The 17,464-nt window shown below is 27.2% G+C and carries 13 protein-coding genes; 10 read left to right on the forward strand and 3 right to left on the reverse strand.

What is annotated here, in order from left to right:
* Positions 1-299 precede the first annotated feature (299 nt).
* Together CLSA_RS09380 and CLSA_RS09385 are read left to right on the forward strand one after the other, a co-directional pair.
* Complete coding sequence (locus tag CLSA_RS09380) at positions 300-575, forward strand: GNAT family N-acetyltransferase (protein ID WP_022745844.1); 276 nt, start codon at positions 300-302, stop codon at positions 573-575.
* Between the two features lie 225 nt (positions 576-800).
* Complete coding sequence (locus CLSA_RS09385; RefSeq protein WP_022745846.1) at positions 801-1,244, forward strand: acyl-CoA thioesterase; 444 nt, start codon at positions 801-803, stop codon at positions 1,242-1,244.
* A 125-nt stretch (positions 1,245-1,369) separates the two neighbouring features.
* Here the strand turns inward: CLSA_RS09385 and CLSA_RS09390 are convergent, their stop codons facing one another.
* Positions 1,370-3,082: a methyl-accepting chemotaxis protein gene (locus CLSA_RS09390; protein ID WP_022745849.1), complete on the reverse strand. Its 1,713-nt coding sequence runs from the start codon at positions 3,080-3,082 to the stop codon at positions 1,370-1,372.
* A gap of 363 nt (positions 3,083-3,445) precedes the next feature.
* On the opposite strand from CLSA_RS09390, the gene CLSA_RS09395 reads away from it, so the two are divergent.
* The 4 genes from CLSA_RS09395 to CLSA_RS09410 all read left to right on the forward strand — a co-directional run bounded on the left by CLSA_RS09395 (position 3,446) and on the right by CLSA_RS09410 (position 7,803).
* On the forward strand, positions 3,446-4,015 hold the full coding sequence (locus tag CLSA_RS09395) for a TetR/AcrR family transcriptional regulator (protein ID WP_022745852.1): 570 nt from the start codon (positions 3,446-3,448) through the stop codon (positions 4,013-4,015).
* Between the two features lie 250 nt (positions 4,016-4,265).
* Entirely contained in the window at positions 4,266-4,946 is a 681-nt protein-coding gene (locus CLSA_RS09400) for a YjgB family protein (protein ID WP_022745855.1), read from the forward strand.
* A gap of 247 nt (positions 4,947-5,193) precedes the next feature.
* On the forward strand, positions 5,194-6,366 hold the full coding sequence (locus tag CLSA_RS09405) for an N-acetylmuramoyl-L-alanine amidase family protein (RefSeq protein ID WP_022745858.1): 1,173 nt from the start codon (positions 5,194-5,196) through the stop codon (positions 6,364-6,366).
* A gap of 21 nt (positions 6,367-6,387) precedes the next feature.
* The gene (locus CLSA_RS09410; RefSeq protein ID WP_022745861.1) at positions 6,388-7,803 is read left to right on the forward strand and encodes a DUF5050 domain-containing protein; all 1,416 of its coding nucleotides are present in this window, start codon (positions 6,388-6,390) and stop codon (positions 7,801-7,803) included.
* Here the strand turns inward: CLSA_RS09410 and CLSA_RS09415 are convergent.
* Entirely contained in the window at positions 7,772-8,644 is an 873-nt protein-coding gene (locus CLSA_RS09415; protein WP_022745864.1) for a MerR family transcriptional regulator, read from the reverse strand. The genes CLSA_RS09410 and CLSA_RS09415 overlap by 32 nt on opposite strands.
* Positions 8,645-8,825: 181 nt before the next feature.
* Between CLSA_RS09415 and CLSA_RS09420 the strand changes: the two genes are divergently transcribed.
* Together CLSA_RS09420 and CLSA_RS09425 are read left to right on the forward strand one after the other, a co-directional pair.
* Positions 8,826-10,553 (forward strand): ABC transporter ATP-binding protein, encoded by a 1,728-nt coding sequence (locus CLSA_RS09420; protein ID WP_041716220.1) that lies wholly within the window; start codon positions 8,826-8,828, stop codon positions 10,551-10,553.
* Positions 10,553-12,331 carry an ABC transporter ATP-binding protein gene (locus CLSA_RS09425; RefSeq protein ID WP_022745870.1) on the forward strand — a complete coding sequence of 593 codons (1,779 nt, stop codon included), beginning with the start codon at positions 10,553-10,555 and terminating at the stop codon, positions 12,329-12,331. The genes CLSA_RS09420 and CLSA_RS09425 overlap by 1 nt, the downstream gene beginning before the upstream one ends.
* Positions 12,332-12,608: 277 nt before the next feature.
* Here CLSA_RS09425 and fliB read toward each other — a convergent pair whose 3' ends face one another.
* Positions 12,609-13,769, reverse strand: coding sequence for a flagellin lysine-N-methylase (gene fliB, locus CLSA_RS09430; RefSeq protein ID WP_022745873.1), 1,161 nt, complete (start codon positions 13,767-13,769; stop codon positions 12,609-12,611).
* A 407-nt stretch (positions 13,770-14,176) separates the two neighbouring features.
* Here fliB and CLSA_RS09435 point away from each other — a divergent pair, with 407 nt between their 5' ends.
* Entirely contained in the window at positions 14,177-15,697 is a 1,521-nt protein-coding gene (locus CLSA_RS09435) for a GxxExxY protein (protein WP_022745876.1), read from the forward strand.
* Positions 15,698-16,110: 413 nt separating this feature from the next.
* The gene (locus CLSA_RS09440) at positions 16,111-17,115 is read left to right on the forward strand and encodes a LacI family DNA-binding transcriptional regulator (RefSeq protein WP_022745879.1); all 1,005 of its coding nucleotides are present in this window, start codon (positions 16,111-16,113) and stop codon (positions 17,113-17,115) included.
* Positions 17,116-17,464 lie beyond the last annotated feature (349 nt).

Consider the following 17,464-nt stretch of genomic DNA (forward strand, 5'->3'; position numbering starts at 1 on the left):
CAAGCCTATTTTTCATCAGAGGAAGCTCGACTCGCATACGCTCACTGAGTAAGCGATTCACACCAAATCATAGATTTGAGTTCTCTGCTCATCAGCAGATTCCTCTAATAGCCCACTATGAGATAAATCTACTTCCTTGCCTGATGAAAAATAATCATGACATTTTGGATTTGTTATTTTCTTTCATGTGCCTAAAGGTAAAAAGTAGTTTGACGGTAAGAGTGGGAGAAATCTAAATTAAATAATATAAAACATTATTGGTAATAGTAAATATATATGATATAAAAGGAGATGTTACTATGAATGAAATAAAAAAAGATAAAGATAAATTTTATATTGGAGAAAATAGTGCAAATCCAATTGCAGAAATAACATTTATTTCAACTGATGATAATAAGCTTATTGTTAATCATACTTATGTTTCTGATTCACTAAGAGGTCAAGGAATAGCTATGAAATTAGTAGAAAAAGTAATAGAATATGCAAGAGCGGAAAATAAAAAAATTGTTCCAGCATGTTCATATGTGGATAAAGTCATGACTAATAAAGATGAGTATAAAGATATTTTAGAATAAATAACATGAGCTGATATTATTTACAATAAAGAAGATTTAAGCTCAATCAAAAAAATAATAGACCAAAGATGTGATGCATATTTCGTGTGAGACAAGGAAGTGAAATTAGCTCATAGTGGAGCTATCAGTTGATTTTGATGACACAGTATGGCGCGAAATAGGTAAGCATACTGGTCTATTATTTTCTTGATTGTGCCTTAGGGGATATGAAAGGAATTTTTAAATATGGAATTAAAAGCTTATTTGCATAAGGTACAATATTATGAAACAGATCAAATGGGGATTGTGCATCATTCAAATTATATAAGATGGTTTGAGGAAGCAAGAGTTGATTACATGGAACAAATTGGTGCAGATTATTCAATAATGGAGCAGGAAGGATACATTAGTCCTGTTGTCTCTATAAATTGTAATTATAAAACAGTAACAAAGTTTGGAGAGTATGTTTATATAATTACGAAGCTTGAGCATTTTTCAAATGCAAAATTCAGTATAGTTTACACAATAGTAGATGCAGCTACAGAACAAGTTAAGGCTATTGGAGAAAGTAAACACTGCTTTATTAATAAAGATGGGAAGATTATATCCTTAAAAAAGGAAAATAAAAAGTATTTTGAACTGTTTTCTGATTCAATTGGAAAAGAAACAAAAATACTTTTAGATGAGTAATTAGACTTTCCATTCAGTTATTCTTGTGGGAATTTACCTCTAAGCTTGACCATTTACTAAGAGGTAAATTCTAAGTTTTAAAAAATGTGATTATAAATATATGTTATGAAAATCTAAGCCATTGATTAAATCTTAAATTTTTGAATTATTTCATTAAGTGTCTGAGCAAGTTCAGCTTGACTTTGAGCAGTTAATGCAACTTGTTCTATTGCTTGAGTTGTTTCATTTATACTTTCCTTTATCATTTCTGCTTCCTCACTAGATTGTTGAGCTGTTTGTGCCATATCTTGTACAGCATCACTTACTTGATCTACTGTAGCTGTAACTTCCTCTGACATAGCAGCAATGTCTTCTGTGACTTTACTTATGAAATCAGCATCGTTATAATATTGGTTACCTGTTTTTTGGTAACTTGAAAATTGTTCTTGTACATTTTTATTAATAAACTCTAGTATGTCATTTCCAGTATCAATGCTATTTTTAAATGCTCCTTGTACTTTACTTATAGTTTCTTGAATACTTTGCACTGCATCTGCGGATTGTTCAGCAAGTGTTCTAACCTCTTCAGCTACAACAGCAAATCCTTTTCCTTGTTCTCCGGCTCTTGCTGCTTCTATAGCGGCATTAAGTGCAAGTAAATTAGTCTGTCCTGCTATACTGGCTATTGTATCTGCCATAACTTTAATAGTATCTACTATTTTACCATCTTCAATAACTTTTATCATTTTTTCTTGTTTTTCAGTAAATATATTTTTTGATTCTTCTATAGCTTTTTGGCTAATATTTTTAACTTCAGTAGCTTTTTCTTTAGATACATTTGAACTATTACTTCCATCCATAGCTTTTTGTGAAAGTATATTCATACTTGAATCAACTTCTTGAATTGATGCGCTTATTTCTTCTGTTCCAGCACTGGATTCTTGCATATTGCTTGTAATATTCTTTACAGCTTCATCTATACTTAGTGCTTTTGATGATAATTCTTCCACTGTTGCGGAAAGTTCTTCTGAAGAAGCACTCATATTTTGAGAATTTTCAATAATCGTTTTAACAAGTTTCTTTATATTATTCTGTGCTTTGAATAAATATTCTCCTGTTTGCCCAAATTCATCGCCTCTTGTAACTTTAAATTCGTATGATAAATCATAGTTTGCAAGTTTTTCTCCAAATAATTTAATTATTTGAAGTGGCTTATTTATATCGTTGGATAATATTAAACCTATTATAATTGCGAGTATAAGTCCAGCAATGCTTAGTAATAACATAATTGATTTTGCTTTTATATATATTGAATTAATATTATTATCTGCAAGTTTTGCATCGTTTAAATTTATTTCTATCAGTTTATTTAAATTATCAAACATTGCAATTCTAACTTTAGATGCTTGTACATATTGCTTTTCAGCTTCATCAAAATTCTCATCATCAACTAATTTAATAATATTTTCTCTTAAAGTTTTATATTGATTTAAATTATTATTAAATGTTTCAAATACATTCTTTTCATCACCGCTAAGAGGAAAACTTTCAAATTCCCTTATGTAATCATTATTTTCAGCTTTATTTTCTTCAATATTTTTTTTGAATTCAGACTTTCTAGAAGAATCTCTTACATATACCATCTGTAATATATCAGATTTTATTTCAGATAAATTTTCTTTCATATCTGTTAATATATAAACAACTCGAAGATTTTGATTATATATTACCTTCGCATTTTCTCCTATATTTCTGAGTGATATTACTCCTATGGTACCAACAATTCCAATTAATAATGCAACAATTAAAAATGCTCCCAGCAACTTAGTTTTCACCTTTAAATTTTTTAGTAATCCCATTAATCAATCCCTCTTTCTTTATTTTTTATTGTATATATAAATTTGTGTAAATGCAGACATCCAATATGCAATGCACTCTTATAAAATATTCTAAATTATTTAATTATTTTTAAGTAGTTTAAAAATAATTAAATAAATATAAATACGCACATGTATATGTGTATATTTATATATTATTTGCTATATTTATTTACTTTTTAGTAATATTAAGTAAAGATTTGTATTTTCTTCTACAAATATGTATTATAATATATATGTTATATGTATTCAATGGTCAATATGCTTTGAACTATTGATTAATCAACAATTAATCAATATATGTTGATTATTAAACAGAGAGTCATTTATGGGAGGAAATTTACAATGAAAAAAGTTGACAGACGTGTCCGTAAAACAAAAGATGCTTTAACTAGCTGTTTAATAAAACTTATGTCTGAAAAAGAATTTAGCAATATTACAGTAAGCGAACTTACTAAACTGGCTGATGTGAATAGATCAACCTTTTACAATTATTATAAAGACATATTTGATATGATAGAACAGATGGAAAATGAAGTTTTTCATGATTTTATTAAAGCTTTCCACAAACTTAACTTAGAAATAGGCAAATATACATATGGAAGTATACTTTCTTTTTATACATTTATGTTTGAGTATATACAAAATAATTCAGATATATCTAAAATATTGATTAGCAGGAATTGTGCTCATTCATTTATGGAGAAATTTAAAAGAACTATTATGGCAGCAGATAATCCTTTTAATGAATCGATTCCAGAAATTCAAATTTACTTTTTTAGAACTTTTATTATATCAGGTACTGTTGGTGTTATACATCAATGGTTAAATGACGGTTTGAAAATACCATATAAAGATATGGCAATTATTATGACTGAAATGACTATGAAAGTGATAAACGATTATAAAACGTAGCTTAATCTTCTCTATTTGGCTTATGAATTTTTGGAACTTTTGTATTACTCACATAAAAGTTTTAATGCGACATATAATCAAATAAAAAATCTTAAAAACTTGGCTAATGGCAGCTATGTAGAACTTAATCGAAAAAAGAGAGTAATGATAAAATAAAGTTTTAATATGGAATTAAATACGGTATAATTATATATACAAAATTATGGATAGAAGTCTATTAATTTGTATATTAATGAAAGGAATGGTTTAAATGAATAAAAAGCTAACATTAATTATCGCAATAACTTTATCTTTAACATTTATGGCGGGATGCTCAAATTCGAGTAAGTCCTCAGATGATCCAACAAATAGTTCACAGGTTAATAGTGAAACATCAAGTTCAACTATTCAATCGCAATCTGAAGAAAATAAAACTGTAAGTGATAATAAAACTGTAAATGATAATGAAACTAAAAATAATGAAGATCCTCTATTAAATGACATTAAAACTTTAGCTCAAGAAGGAAAAATCATTAATTCAGAATTTGCAGACAAGTCCTCAAATATATCAGATGCGGAAGGAAAATTAGGAAAAGCAGATAAATCAGAATGGGTAACTGATGCTAAAGGAAATTATTCTACTTATTCAAAATACAATGTGGTTTTTGGATCTAATAAGGGAGGGAGAATTTTTGAAGTTAGATCTTTTGACAGCCGTTTAAATAAGATCTCCCTTTCAATGGTTAAAAAATATTTCGGAACTCCTGCTCATGATGTTACAGCTAATGGTGAAGAAATAATAGGATATGTAGCAGGACAGGAATTTAAAATTTTATTTGTATTTAAAGTGCCAAAAGATAGTAATGATGATCCTAAATTAGATCACTATTCTGTATTATATCCAAAAGGAACAGTTAATTCAATGGCAAGTGATCCAGGCAGAGAGTGGTAATTAAATCTATTCATTCCATATGAGTTTATTATAATAATTTATCTTAAAATTAAATATTATAGAATTATCTATGGTTTGACTATATTGGAAGATCACGAATATTAATTAGTAAGAAATATTCGTGGTCTTTTATTTTGTTAATTTTAATTAGCTGCTATAGTAAATGAATAGTGTAAAGCAATCTATGGAAAAATAGAATTAAAATCTATCTACAGTATAGAGAAAAATGTAGTGAGGGTAAATATTTATGAAAAAATTTATATGTATGGTCTTTGGAATGTTACTAGGCTGTATTTTTATATTACCTGCTTTTTATTGTAATGCACAAACTACTGCTATAAGTGAAGATATTAATAGTAAAGTGTATGATTTACAGCAGAATGCTTTTAAATATTATCAAGTTAAGCATAAAGGAGCTTTAGGAATTCCAATTTCATATTCATGTGCAGAGTCTGAGGCAGGGGATATTAGAAAATATACAGTAGAGCCTAAGTATTCTGAATATATTAATGGTAATAAGGTTGAAATAACTATTTCACAAGTCAATGTTACTGGTTCAGCTGATAATTTTAATTCAATTTTGAAAGACAATAAGTATATAAAAGACATAAAGCTAGATAAACTTGATGATAACACAGCTAAAGTTGATATTGAGACTTCTGGAAAAATAGATATTAAAATTAATCCAGTAAAGAGAAGATATTTGTCCTTAGGAGATAATAGATATGAATTTACAACTTTTATAGATGTTACGTTTAAAGAAAAAGTTAAAGATAATTCTAAAATAATAATTGTTGATCCTGGTCATGGAGGTTCAGAGCTTGGAACAACAGCTAATTTTACTTATGAAAAGCAGTTAAATTTGGATATATCTAAAAGAGTAAAAGAAAATCTTGAAAAAGCTGGATATCGTGTATATATAACAAGAGATGATGATAGTAATGTAGGATTATTGGATAGAACAGATCCGGCAAATCTTTTAAATGCAGATTTATTTTTTAGTGTGCATAATAATTCACTTCCACTAGATGTTAATATGCAATGTGTTCATATGTTTAGAGGGACTACGGTACTATATAATTCAACTGCACCAAAACCAGGAAGAGAATTTGCTACTATACTTATGAGGGAAGTTTCTAGAACTATAAAAACTAATACATATCCACTTCAGGATAGACCAAATCTTGTAGTTTTATCTTCAGCATGGTGTCCGGCAGTGCTTATGGAAACTACTGTTGAAACTGATGATGGTGATACAAAGATGATGATGCATAGAATTAACAGTCAAAAAGTTGCAGATGCATCACTTAGAGCTGTAAATAAATATTTTAGGCACATGAAAGAAAATAACATACCAAAGATGTTATGCAAAATAGGCACGCATACTGGTATATTATTTTTTAAAATGTGCTTTAAATAAATTAAATGAGGGGATATATATATGAGGTCAACAAAGTTTATTAATAGTTTTTTTTCACTTACTACTATTGCAGCATTAATTCTTATATCATATAACACGAGTGCAAAAGCTGATACATCTGGAACAGATTTTGCACATACAGATTTAGGTACTATTTCAGGATTATCAGTTGAAAATCAGAATCCATATGTTGAATATGCAGGAGTTGATCACTATCCAGTTATAAGTGGTGACACTGTTAAAATTAATATGACCTCCAAGTATGACGGGGATTATTCGGACTATGGTAACTACGATTCAGTGCAGTATAGAGTGTTTATAGCTAAGGATAATGATAAAGGATATACAGAATTAACTAATGGATATTCAAAAGCCATGCCTGTATACAATGAGTTTATTATAGAAGATAGTCAGCCACTAACTGAGGGTAATTACAAAGTTATGATTTTTGTAAAGAAATTTTCATCTAGTGGAATAGAGAAAAATTCATATGGTGCTTATGACAAAATATATAATTTTAATTTTATAGCCTATAACAGTTCAAATGCTCCTAAAAATGATGATTCAAAGGTTTCAAATTCATCAGGTAATATTGTAAACGATGGGATGGCAGTAGAAGATGATGATTATATATATTATATAAACAGAGTTGGAGATGTTTATGGAGCAGCTCCTGATTATTTATATAAAATAAAGAAAAATGATCCGCCTAGGAAGGATTTTTGTGACTTAAGTTATAATACACAAGTAATTCCAAATAGAGTATGCAATCTTAATCTTGTAGATGACTGGATTTATTATAGCAATTGGAAGGATCCTTTTCATCATAGTATAAATAAAGTTAAAAAAGATGGAACAGAAAACACATGTATAGCAAATGAGGCAACAGGTAATATGTTTGTAAAAGGAAATTGGATATATTATGTTAAAAGAACTAATTCACATTCAATTGATTTAAATAATATATACAAGATATCCTTAGATGGTACTTGCAGGATAAAGCTTAATTCTACAGGTACAGAAGATATGACTGTAAGTAATGAATGGATTTATTATACCAATATATCTGATGGATATAAAATCTACAGAATGAAATTGGATGGCAGTGAGAATACAAAAATTTGTGATGATGAAACTTTATTTATGACTGTATGCGAAGATACTGTATTCTATAGTAATAAGTCAGATGATGACAAACTATATAAAATAAATGGAGATGGGACTGGAAAAGCAAAATTATCTAATAACAAAGCTACATTTATAAATCCAAATCATGATTATGTTTATTATGTAAATTATTCAGACAATGAAAATCTTTATAAAATTCCAGTTAACGGAGGCAAATCTAAAAAAATAACTAATGAGTATGGAGCTAATATAACAATTTTAAAAGATAAAATATATTTTAATGGCATGTTTTACAAGAAATGGAGGTAGGAGTGTCACAGCTAAAGTCCTCTTCAATTTCCACTAAAATTTGAGTGATATAGTTCTCAAAACCTCTCATTGTTGTTTCATCTAAAATATATTCTTCATAAGCATATTTGCCAATTTTCAAGTTACTTGCATTTAAATATTCTATAAGTTTCTTATAGGTTTCATCAATTGTAGTATAGCTACCTTGATGATATGCTACAGCATACAAGCCTTTTGGTCTAGTGAAAGTAGATTTAATTTTACTATTAGTTTCTAGTTTTGTATAGATGTAAGAATAATTGTCAGAAACACCTTTAAAAATATTGTTCCTGTTTATCATTAAACTTATAGAATAACCTGAAGTTAATTTATGTTCATTACAATAATCCATATGTTCTGATACAACTTTCAAAAAATCTTTATAACTAAGATTTTCTATTGACTTACTTAATACTAGTTTCTCTTCTTTTAAAACTTCTAAGGTGATTTTAGAATAGTCAATGATACAAGCTTTTTTAGTTATCTCAATTTTGTTTTTCATGAATTTACGTATTCTTTTAAGATTTTCAATTTCTTTATTTACTTGGGTTATTTTATTCTCAAATAATTCGATTAATGCTTCTGGCGTTTTATTATCTAAATAATGTTTAATTTCTTTTAAAGGCATTCCAATTTCCTTAAGAATAAGAATTACGTTAAATACTTCAAATTGCTGCACAGAATAATATCTATATCCATTTTCATCTTTTATTTCAGGTGAAAAAAGTCCAATATCATCATAATGAAAAAGAGTTTGTTTTTTTACATTACATAACTTAGCAAATTCTCCAGTATTAAAATACTTTTTAAAATCTTCATTCATATAAATTAATTCTCCTCTTGACTATACGGTTACAGTATACCTTATGATAGTATAATAGCAGTATAGATATAATAAATCAATATAAAAAATATTCATGTTTAATAAATATTAAACATCTATTTTTAGTATGGCTGAACTTATAATATACTTGCAAAAAGCTAAAGAAGGAGATAAAGACAAAATGAGATTAATGTTAAAATATCTAAAAAAATACAAATTGCTTATTACTTTAAATGTAATATCAGTTTTTGGATTTGCCTTAGTTGAACTTGGAATTCCAACAATAATGGCTAAGGTTATTGATAATGGTATAGCTTATAATGACATATCATACATAAGAAAAATGGGACTTATAATGATAGTGATTTCAATAATTGGTGTCATGGGAACTATATTGCTAGGATATTGCTCAGCAAAGATTTCTACAAGCATGACTAGGGATATAAGAAATGATATTTTTATAAAGACTCAGAAATTTTCACATAGTGAATATGATAAGTTTGGAGTGTCATCAATGATTACAAGGACAACTAATGATGCTTTCCAATTGCTTCAGTTCGTGAATACATTGCTTAGAACTGCAGTGCTTGCACCAATTATGTTTATTATCAGTTTAGTTATGATTTTTAAAACAAGCTTATCATTAACTTTAGTACTAGCTATAACAATACCATTTATAATAGGAGGTGTTATATTAATAGCTAAATTATCTGAACCAATGTCAGAAATTCAGCAAAAAGGTTTGGATAAATTAAATCTTATTTCGAGAGAGAATTTAACTGGAATACGAGTAATTAGGGCATTTGGAAATGATAATCATGAAAGAAAGAGATTTAAAGAAACAAATAATAGTTATACTAATATATCTAAAAAATTGTATAAGCTAATGGCAGTTTCTCAGCCATTATTCTTTTTCTTATTAAACATAGCAATAATAGCAATATTTTGGATTTCAAGTGAAATGATAAATGTAGGAACTCTTAAGGTTGGCCAGTTAGCTGCATTTATAGATTATTTGTTTCATGCAATGTTTTCTATTATGTTATTTTCTATGGTATTTATAATGTATCCTAAAGCACAGGTTTCAGCTAATAGAATTCAAGAATTGTTAGATGAAGAGCCAATTATAAAGAATCCTAAACAAGGTGTTAAGGATACAAAAATCAAGGGAAGAATAGAATTTGACAATGTTACTTTTACATATCCAGATGGGGAAGAACCTGTACTTAAGAATATTTCATTTGAAGCTAAAAAAGGAGAAACAGTTGCTTTTATAGGAAGTACTGGTAGTGGAAAGTCAACTTTAATTAATTTAATCCCAAGGTTTTATGATGTTACAAGAGGCAGCATTAAAATAGATGAAGTAGAAGCACGGGATTATGATTTGAAATCATTACGTAAAAAAATCGGGTTCATACCTCAAAAGACGTTATTATTTACAGGGACTATTGGCAGTAATATTAGATTTGGTAAAAAGAATGCTAATAATACTGAAGTTGAACATTCAGCTAAAATATCAGAAGCATATAATTTTATTTCACATAAGCCTAAGAAATTTGATGAAATAATAAGTGAAGGTGGAACTAATGTATCTGGTGGACAAAAGCAGAGGCTATCAATTGCACGAGCAGTGGTCAGAAAACCTGAGATTTATATTTTTGATGATAGTTTTTCAGCTTTAGATTTTAAGACAGATGCAAGCTTAAGAAGTAAATTGAAAAATGAAACTAAAGAATCTGTAGTTTTGATAGTAGCACAAAGAATAAGCTCTATTATGGAGGCAGATAAGATTATAGTATTAAATGAAGGCGAGATAGTAGGACAAGGAACTCATAGAGAATTATTAAAATCATGTAATATATACTATGAAATCGCAGCATCTCAACTTACAGAGGAGGAATTAGCATAATGAAGAAGTTTACAGAAAATATAAGGAAAATTGCTCCTTTTGTAAAACCATATAAAGCACCATTTATTGGTGGAGTTTTATTGGTAATAGTTGCAGCCGTATTTACGTCAATTTCACCAGTAATCGAAGGATTGATATTAACACAGCTTAAAACTGATTCAATTAATATAATGAACAAAATTCCAGGGGCTGCAGTTAATTTTAACTATATTATAAGAGTTCTTATAGTTTTGGCTATTATTTATATACTTAGTGCAGGATCAACATATACTGCAAGTTTTTTATTAACTAATGCTATTCAAAATACTATGAGAGATTTAAGAAATGCAGTTCAAAATAAAATTAGAAAACTACCAGTGAGTTATTTTGACCAAAATAGTTACGGAGATATATTAAGTAGGATTACAAATGATATTGACAGTATATCTAATGCACTTCAACAAAGTTTTAGTCAGGTAGTTAATGGAGTTTTATTGTTAATACTAGCAATTGCCATGATGTTTACTATTAATATAAATATGACTTTAATTGCCATATTCATAATACCATTAAGTTATTTGGTATCTAAATTTATAGTTTCAAAATCACAAGGATTATTTTATGGCCAGCAAAAAGCACTTGGAAAATTGAATGGTAAAGTCCAAGAAATGTATACTGGATTTAATGAAATAAAATTATATGGAAAACAAGATGATGCAATAAAAGATTTTAAAAATATAAACGAAGAACTCTGCGTAACTGGATTTAAAGCCCAATTTATATCAAGTATAATGTCACCACTTGTATCTCTAATAACATATTTAGGAATTGCAGTTACTGCGATTATAGGTGCAATTTATGTAATAAGTGGAGTAATTACAATAGGTAATCTTCAAGCATTTATACGTTATATATGGCAAATAAATCAGCCGCTTTCTCAAGTAACTCAACTATCATCTACAATACAAGCAGCTTTTGCAGCAATTGAACGTGTATTTGAAATATTAAATGAAGAGGAACAAGTTCAAGATAACGATAATTCGATTAAACTAGAAAATCCAAAGGGAAAAGTTACTTTTGAAAATGTTAAATTTGGATATTCTAAGGAAAAAGCTTTAATAGAGGATTTTAGTGTAGAAGTGAAAAGTGGACAAATGGTAGCTATAGTTGGTCCCACAGGAGCAGGTAAGACTACATTGATAAATCTTTTAATGAGATTTTATGAAATCCAAGGTGGGTCAATAAAAATAGATGGAATAGATACAAGAGATATGAAAAGAGAGGATTTACGTTCATTATTTGGAATGGTACTTCAAGATACATGGCTACATAATGGAACTATTTACGACAACATAGAATACGGAAGATTTGGAGCGTCTAAAGAAGAAATTATAGAGGCAGCTAAAATAGCTAATGTACATCATTTTATAAAAACTCTTCCAGATGGATACAATATGTTTTTAAATGAAGAAGCGTCTAATATTTCACAAGGAGAAAAGCAATTATTAACAATAGCTAGAGCTATAATAAAAGATCCTGCAATTCTTATATTAGATGAAGCAACAAGTTCAGTAGATACAAGATTAGAATTGATGCTTCAAAATGCTATGAAGAATGTAATGAAGGGTAGAACTAGTTTTGTAATTGCACACAGACTTTCAACAATTCGTAGTGCAGATTTAATATTAGTAATAAATGAAGGAAATATTATAGAACAAGGAAACCATGAAGAATTAATGAAAGAAAAAGGATTCTATGAGCAACTTTATAATAGTCAATTTGCTTCGGTAAGGAATTAAAGAGGATAGTGAAAGGTGGAAGGAGAGCTTCAAGGTATCATTTTAATAGCATTATAAAAAGTAGCATAATATGTTTTAATAAAAAATGAAGGCAAAGCGGAAGACGTTATATATTACAGATAAATAACTAATGTAAATCGTAATGTAACTTTTAAAAGTAACAAAACTTATGCATAAAAGGCAGTAAATTTATAAAAAATGAATTTACTGCCTTTTAAACAAAGTTAATAGAATATATTTCAATTTTAGGGTATCCAATCTTGTAGACTGCCTATTTCTAATTCATTATTAAAATAAGTAGTTGTTTTAAATTAAATATTTCGTTCATGTTAAACATTTCCTCAAGATCATAAAGGGTTTTTTCTGAATTTTCTATTTCTTTAGAATACATATGCATTATATCTATCTGATCATTTATATCGAAGTTATATTTATTATCAATCCAGCGTGCAACATTTAATTCTTTAATAATAAGATAACTCATTACAGCTAATGTAACTTTAGAGTATAATTCGTCATCAAAAACAGATTTCATAAAATAATGGAATATAAAATATACCATTAAATGTTCATATTGATAGGTTTTATTTTTATAATATTCATTAAAATCATCATACTGTTTTTGATAAAAATCAATATCATATGTTTTATGAAAACAGTTAATAGCATGCTCTATTATTTTGGGCCATTTATCATTAATAGGATTAAGGTTTTTATATATGTTCATACATTTAAGCATGTTGTCATACTTATCAGATTGTTTCATTCTATACTTATCAAATGAATTAATAAGTTCTTTTTGATAATGCTCCTGTGAATATTTATTTATTATATCAGTAATCTTAGACAAATTATTTTCATTTATTTCTTCCTGAATATCGTGAGCAAAATTAATCAATAGTGCAATTCTATGATTTAAGCTCATAGAACGATTTTGTAATATATCTAAGGCCATTTTCTTAGCGCATATTATATGCACCGAAATATCAAAATTTATATCATCATATGTACTTTTCATTTCATAATCGTCTGAAACTTCAAAAGTAACGCGCTTAGAATCTAGAAGAATTAATCTTGCAGCTTCAGGACAAGATAAAGATATTCCTATTTCACGTAAATTACAGTATTCCTCTATTAACCTTGGGTATGTCTTACATGTATAGCAAAGATAATTTTCTCCAAGTTCAGTATAGATGTCACAAAGATTATTCTTATTTAAAAATGGACAATTATCATTTTGTAATAAGAAACCAGGCTCTCCATCTTCATATAATGTTAAGTTAGATTTTAATCTTTCACCAAATTCACCACATACATTGTCATAATGCTTATAGGTTTCATCATCAATTATAATTTCCCATCCAGCACAACAAGTATCAGTACATTTTGAAGCAGCGCATTTAAAATCTTTATAGTAATGTGGTACTATTGTTTTCATTTAAATTACCTCTTATGTTTATTAGGCACATGAAAATAAATAACAAGTCCAAAATATCCATGGCAAATGGACTTGTTATTTATTTGATTGTGCCTTAGTTAAATTCATATTATAGTATATCATTTAATTGAGCATTAGGAAAAGGAGCAACTTCATAACTTTGTAACAAGATTAATAAGTATACAATAGCACTTTTCATTTAAGGAAACAGGAATCATGAGCGAAGCTAATTTGCTAAAAACATAGGAGTACTTAAATTTATGTTATAATTGAGGAAATATTATAATTATAGAGTACATAATTATTTGTTTTAGATGATGAAACAATAGTATTATAAAATACAGATGTACAGTTGCATAAAAAATATACAGTATGATTAGCATACATGATTGAAAAGGGAGAGTGAGATGATGCAAAAAAGATTCAATACAACAGGGGTATGTATACCAAGAAAACATTATATGGTGGATATATCAAAAAAAATAGATGAGATAGAAAAGTTTGTAGATGAGGAATTTTACTTTGTTATAAATAGACCTAGGCAGTTTGGAAAGACAACAACATTAAATGAATTATATAAAAGATTAAGTTGTAAATATAAAGTAATAAGAATGGATTTTGAACTTATTGGAGAAGACTTTGAATCTGAGGAAAGATTTTGCAACACTTTTATAAATTTTATGTGTAGATTTATAAATATGGATGTAAAAAAAGTTTCAACGCTCACAGAACTTTCTTATACAATAATGGATTTGACAAAAGATAATGAGATTATACTTATTATAGATGAAGTTGATAAGAATTCTAATAATAGATTATTTTTAAGCTTTCTTGGCATGCTTAGATCTTTATATTTAAGTAGAGAACAGGAACTTTCAACAACTTTCAAATCAGTTATATTAGCTGGAGTATATGATATTAAAAACTTGAAGATAAAAGTTAAATATTATTCTGAGATAAGATATAATTCACCATGGAATATAGCAGTTAATTTTAATGTGGATATGAGTTTTAGCAAAAAAGAAATAAGCACTATGCTAAGTGATTATAATAAGGAAAACAATTTATTATTAGATATAGATGCAATTAGCAAAGAGATATATAAATTTACTTCAGGATATCCATTTTTAATATCAAGGATATGTCAAATTGTTGATGGGGATTTATTATGTGAAGGCAAAAGAGAATGGACAGTTTCAGATATACAAAAAGCTGTAAAATTATTGTTAGAAGATAAAAATACTCTATTTGATGATTTAATCAAAAATCTTGAAAATAATTCAAAACTTTATGAGTGTTTGTATAACATATTAATTTGTGGCTTGCCAATATCATACAATATAAATAATCCTATTATAGATTTAGGGCATATGTTTGGATATTTAAAGAAAGATGAAAATAATAATATAGCTGTTTCAAATCAAATTTTTAAGGAAGTTATTTATAATTACATGATATCTAAAACAGATACTATGTCAATGTCTAAATATAATTTTAAGGATAATTTTATCAAGGAAGACAATAGTCTTGATATGGAACATGTATTATTAAGATTTCAGCAGTTTATGAAAGAAAATTATAGTTCTCGTGATATGGAATTTTTAGAAAGACAAGGGGTGCTTTTGTTTTTAGCATTTATTAAACCAATAATTAATGGAGTAGGCTTTGATTATAAGGAAGTTCAAATTTCTGAGGAAAGGCGATTAGATATAGTTATTCAATATAATAAATGTAAATATGTTATAGAGACAAAAATTTGGCATGGAGATAAAGCACATAAGAAAGGATTAAGCCAATTAAAAAATTATCTTGAAATAGAAGGCTTAAATGATGGACATCTATTGATATTTAATTTTAATGAAAACAAACAATATAACAATAGCCGATATTTTATAGAAGATAAAAATATATTTGAAGTTGTTATCTAATAAATTAAGTAGTTTTATTGAAGAGGTTTTAAAGATTTTCTCTTAAGTAGGAGTTTAAACTTTTAAAACATCCAATCATTTATTCGAAGCTTGAATTTGCTTTTTTAGTATAAATTTCTGAGTCAACAATATCTTTATCCAGTATTGTTTGAGTTTCAACAGTTATATACCCTAATATTACAATTTCTTTTCTGGCACTTATTAATGCTGAAATATATGGTTTAAATATTTTTCTTTTGGTAAGTTATATCATAAATATTAAGTTTATATATAGAGATACAGATGAATAAAAAATGTGTGGCTTCAGATATACAAAAGCCGTAAAATTATTGTATAATTACTATTAAAGTAGATAAAGCAGATTATTAATAATTGGCAGAAATTAAGAAAAAGGATTAGGGAGTGTAAAAAAGGTGAGTGTTACTATAAAAGATATTGCAAAACTTGCAAATGTTTCTCATACAACGGTATCTAGAGCATTAAATAATAGTCCATATATAAATGAGGAAACAAAGATAAGAATTAAGGCATTAGCAAAAGAACTTAATTATGTTCCAAATTATAATGCCAAAAGTTTAGTTTTACTAAAATCTTATGTTATAGGAGTTTTCTTTTCATCAATTAGTGAAGGAACATCTGATACATTCTTTCATGAAATAATAAAGGGAATCAGTAAAGTTATTGATAAAGAATATAATCTTGTCATTAGAGGAATTGATACTTATGAAAGTTCTCATCCAATAGATAACAAGAATTTTGATGGAATAATAGTAGTGAGTCAAAGTAAGAATGATGATGAATTTATAAATACTATAATTGAAAAAAATATACCTACTGTTGTTATTAATAGATCTATAGAAAATGATAATATTATAAATATAATGTCAAATGATACAAAAGGATCTTATGATGCTGTTAATTATTTTATTAAGAACAATCATAAGAAAATAGCATTAATAGAAGGTAATAAAGAATTTGAATCTAGTTTATATAGAAAAAAAGGTTATATACAGGCTTTAGAAGATAATAATATTTCTATAAATGATAATTATATTGTAAGCGGTAGATATAATTTAGAAAGTGGATATGCTAATATGTTAAAGCTATTAAAGTTAGAAGATAGACCAACAGCTGTATTTTGTTCTAATGATGATATAGCAGTAGGGGCTATGAAGGCTGTAGCTGAGCAAAATTTAAATGTTCCGAAGGATATTTCAATTATAGGTTTTGATGATAGCAATTTTTGTAGTTATGTAACTCCGACTTTAACAAGTGTGAAAAAAGATTCATTAACTATGAGTGAATATGGTGGAATAAGCTTGCTTAATTTAATAAAAAATAAAGAAGTTGATAAGGAAAAAGTATATATTGAATCAAGACTTATAGTAAGAGAATCTGTAGCTCATTTAAAAGAATAATAGAAATAGTAATTAGTAAGAAGATATTGCTAATTATTACAAAAGATATTGTTAACGTGAACAAAAAAGTATTGCATTATTTTGAAAACGATATTATACTTTTATTGTAAGCAAAAGAAAGTTGAATTCTTTTTTGTTCACGTTAACGATAATATGTTTTTAATTCTTAATATAAATAAGAAGGTTTAAAATTAAAAAATTTTATTGATAAAATTTTTTGAGGTTAAGAATATTTATAACAAATAGACAATAATATATATTAATTCTTAATGTTAACGTGAACAATGACAATTTAAGATATACTTTATAATATCTTAAATGAAATTAATTAATTATTTGAGGAGGAAAA

This window comes from Clostridium saccharobutylicum DSM 13864, assembly GCF_000473995.1.
Classification (GTDB): domain Bacteria; phylum Bacillota; class Clostridia; order Clostridiales; family Clostridiaceae; genus Clostridium; species Clostridium saccharobutylicum.

What these genes read in the sequence shown, in the direction of transcription:
- CLSA_RS09435 (WP_022745876.1), top strand. Translation starts at nt 14,177, where the DNA reads ATGATGCAAAAAAGATTCAATACAACAGGGGTATGTATACCAAGAAAA.
- CLSA_RS09425 (WP_022745870.1), top strand. Translation starts at nt 10,553, where the DNA reads ATGAAGAAGTTTACAGAAAATATAAGGAAAATTGCTCCTTTTGTAAAA.
- CLSA_RS09390 (WP_022745849.1), bottom strand. Translation starts at nt 3,082, where the DNA reads ATGGGATTACTAAAAAATTTAAAGGTGAAAACTAAGTTGCTGGGAGCA.
- fliB (WP_022745873.1), bottom strand. Translation starts at nt 13,769, where the DNA reads ATGAAAACAATAGTACCACATTACTATAAAGATTTTAAATGCGCTGCT.
- CLSA_RS09380 (WP_022745844.1), top strand. Translation starts at nt 300, where the DNA reads ATGAATGAAATAAAAAAAGATAAAGATAAATTTTATATTGGAGAAAAT.
- CLSA_RS09420 (WP_041716220.1), top strand. Translation starts at nt 8,826, where the DNA reads ATGAGATTAATGTTAAAATATCTAAAAAAATACAAATTGCTTATTACT.
- CLSA_RS09395 (WP_022745852.1), top strand. Translation starts at nt 3,446, where the DNA reads ATGAAAAAAGTTGACAGACGTGTCCGTAAAACAAAAGATGCTTTAACT.
- CLSA_RS09405 (WP_022745858.1), top strand. Translation starts at nt 5,194, where the DNA reads ATGAAAAAATTTATATGTATGGTCTTTGGAATGTTACTAGGCTGTATT.
- CLSA_RS09415 (WP_022745864.1), bottom strand. Translation starts at nt 8,644, where the DNA reads ATGAATGAAGATTTTAAAAAGTATTTTAATACTGGAGAATTTGCTAAG.
- CLSA_RS09410 (WP_022745861.1), top strand. Translation starts at nt 6,388, where the DNA reads ATGAGGTCAACAAAGTTTATTAATAGTTTTTTTTCACTTACTACTATT.
- CLSA_RS09400 (WP_022745855.1), top strand. Translation starts at nt 4,266, where the DNA reads ATGAATAAAAAGCTAACATTAATTATCGCAATAACTTTATCTTTAACA.
- CLSA_RS09385 (WP_022745846.1), top strand. Translation starts at nt 801, where the DNA reads ATGGAATTAAAAGCTTATTTGCATAAGGTACAATATTATGAAACAGAT.